Here is a 2,949-nt window from a genome sequence, read left to right on the forward strand (position 1 = left end):
TCCGAGCTGGACGAGGCCGACGAGCGGGCGTTCGCCGCGTGGGCGGCGGACGCGTCCGCGCCGAAGGTGGTGCACAACGCCAAGGGCCTGATGCGGGTCTTCCCGGAGCACGGCTGGACCCTGGCGGGCGTCACGATGGACACGGCGCTGGCCGCCTACCTGGTCAAGCCGGGCCGGCGGTCCTTCGCGCTGGACGTGCTGTCGGTGGAGTACCTGGGCCGTGAGCTGCAGCCGCCGGCCGCCGACGGCCAGCTGGCCTTCGGTGCCGACGAGACCGCCGAGGCGGACGCGCTGATGGCGCAGGCCCGCGCGGTCCTGGACCTGGGCGAGGCGTTCACGGCGAAGCTCCCCGAGGTCGGCGCGGTGGAGCTGCTGCACGAGATGGAGCTGCCCACCTCCGAGCTGCTGGCCCGGCTGGAGCGGGCGGGCATCGCCGCCGACCGCGACCACCTGGAGGCCATGGAGCAGCAGTTCGCGGGTGCCGTGCAGCAGGCGGTCAAGGAGGCCCACGCGGCGGTGGGGCACGAGTTCAACCTCGGCTCGCCCAAGCAGCTGCAGGAGGTGTTCTTCGGCGAGCTGGACCTGCCGAAGACGAAGAAGACCAAGACCGGGTACACCACGGACGCCGACGCGCTGGCCTGGCTGGCCACCCAGACCGACCACGAACTCCCGGTGATCATGCTGCGGCACCGGGAGCAGGCCAAGCTCCGCGTGACCGTCGAGGGCCTGGTCAAGTCGATCGCCGCCGACGGCCGGGTGCACACCAGCTTCAGCCAGACCACCGCCGCCACGGGCCGCCTGTCCTCCACGGACCCCAACCTGCAGAACGTGCCGGTGCGTACGGACGAGGGCCGGGCCATCCGCCGCGGCTTCGTCGTCGGCGAGGGCTACGAGTCGCTGATGACGGCCGACTACAGCCAGATCGAGCTGCGGGTCATGGCCCACCTCTCCGAGGACGAGGGCCTGATCGAGGCCTTCAACTCCGGCGAGGACCTGCACACCACGGTCGCCTCCCAGGTGTTCGGCGTCGAGCGTTCCCAGGTCGACGCCGAGATGCGGCGCAAGATCAAGGCCATGAGCTACGGCCTGGCCTACGGGCTGTCCGCCTTCGGTCTGGCCCAGCAGCTGAACATCGAGCCCGCCGAGGCGCGCGGCCTGATGGAGACCTTCTTCGAGCGGTTCGGCGGGGTCCGCGACTACCTCCAGCGGGTGGTCGACGAGGCCCGCGCCACCGGCTACACGGCCACGGTCTTCGGGCGCCGCCGCTACCTGCCCGACCTCAACAGCGACAACCGCCAGCGCCGCGAGGCCGCCGAGCGGATGGCGCTGAACGCCCCGATCCAGGGCACCGCCGCCGACATCGTCAAGGTCGCGATGCTCCGCGTGGACAAGGCCCTGGCCGAGGCCGGGCTGGCCTCGCGGATGCTGCTCCAGGTCCATGACGAAATCGTCCTGGAGATCGCCCCCGGCGAGCGGGAGCGGGTCGAGGAGCTGGTGCGCCGCGAGATGGGCGCGGCCGTCGAACTGCGGGCCCCGCTGGACGTGTCCGTGGGGGTGGGCGGCGACTGGGAGTCCGCCGCGCACTGACCCCGACGGCATGCCCGCGCGCCCGTCCCCGCTCATGCGGCGGGGACGGGCGTCCGCGTCTCCCGGTCCGGGCAGCGGGGGTCCCGGGCGCGGCGGTGGCGCAGCCGCACCAGGGCCCCGTACAGCAGGAGGCCCACCGCGAGGCCGCCGCCGGCCCCGAAGCAGAGGGTCGGGATGATGTCGAGGGGGCTGCGGATCCGGTCGTAGAAGGTGAAGAAGCGCATCACCCGCAGGATGGTCCCGGCGGCGGTGCACCCGCCGATCAGGAGCAGCGCCGCCCACCGCTCCGCCCGGCCGAGCACGGGTACCGACGGGGGCGCCGGCCGGTCCGGGATCCGGCGCAGACCGCTCAGGGTGAACCAGAGCAGGGCCCACGCGGCGAGCGCGGAGGTGCCGTACTGGAGGAAGGTGTAGGGCGCCAGCCCGAGGGCCACGGGCCGGCCCAGCCATGGCAGGGCGTGCGTCCCCCAGCGGTCCATGTGCGTGAACGCGTCCCACACCACGTGCGTGAGCGAGCCGGCGACCGCCGAGAGGTAGAACCGCAGGGCGAGTGCGGGCCGCCGCAGCCCGCGCCAGTCCTCGCCGCGGACGAAGGAGTGGACGCGGCCCCTTCGGGAGGCCGGCAGCAGGGCGGCCAGCGGCTCGCGCAGCAGGAGCCAGCAGGCGGCGAGCACGGCCGTGAGCGCGGCGTCCGCGGTGACCACCCCCAGCGGCCCGTGCGTGAAGTCGCCGTAGCCCATGACGCCGCCGACGACGGCGTCGGCGAAGTAGAAGGCGTCCGGCGCGAACGACCCGAGCACCAGCGCCGAACGACCCGAGCACCAGCGCCGAGGCGACCAGCGGCCCCCGCGCGCGGCCCGAGCGGCGGATGGCCGGAAGTACGGCGGCCGCGTGGCTGAGAGTGAACGGCACAGGGCCTCCCCGGGTGGCTGATGTCGGGCAAGTATGCGTGACCTGCGCAGGCGCGTGGGGAACTGGTGAATATCGGGCCCGCATTGCGTGCCGTGTGCAGGGAGTTGACGTAGGGTCACGCGGACGTCCGGAGGTCCAGTGGAGGGGTCCCGCTCATGTCGGCACGAATATTCGGACGCGGCCTGCGCCGGGGCGCGGCCGCTGCGCTGGTATCGGCACTGGTGGCCGCCGCGATGACGGCTTCCCAGGGCCCGGCGGTCGCCGGCCCGGAGCGGGTCGCCGCGGCCGGGGAGGGCGCCGCGCAGCCGCCGGCCGCCGCGTCGGGCGCGGGCGGGGACTCGTCCTATTCCACCGAACTGCCGCCGCTGGACAGCCCCGCACCGCCGGCGGCCGTCCTGCCGGACGGTGCGGCCGCGACCTCCGGCGCCCGGCCGGAGCCCGGGCCCGAAC

At 74.2% G+C, this 2,949-nt stretch carries 2 protein-coding genes and 1 pseudogene; 2 read left to right on the forward strand and 1 reads right to left on the reverse strand.

All coding sequences use genetic code 11. The annotated features are described in order from the left end of the window. A partial coding sequence (polA, locus tag VR44_RS07035; protein ID WP_045946512.1) for a DNA polymerase I occupies positions 1-1,587 on the forward strand: 1,587 nt, incomplete at its 5' end. Positions 1,588-1,619: 32 nt separating this feature from the next. On the opposite strand, the gene VR44_RS07040 is transcribed toward polA, so the two are convergent. After that, on the reverse strand, positions 1,620-2,387 hold the full coding sequence (locus VR44_RS07040) for a DUF4184 family protein (RefSeq protein WP_342669299.1): 768 nt from the start codon (positions 2,385-2,387) through the stop codon (positions 1,620-1,622). 267 nt (positions 2,388-2,654) lie between these two features. Between VR44_RS07040 and VR44_RS07045 the strand changes: the two are divergent. Then, positions 2,655-2,949, forward strand: a pseudogene (locus tag VR44_RS07045) (hypothetical protein); the annotation flags it as partial.

Origin of the sequence: Streptomyces katrae (genome assembly GCF_000966975.1) — a bacterium.
In the GTDB taxonomy this organism is placed as follows: domain Bacteria; phylum Actinomycetota; class Actinomycetes; order Streptomycetales; family Streptomycetaceae; genus Streptomyces; species Streptomyces katrae.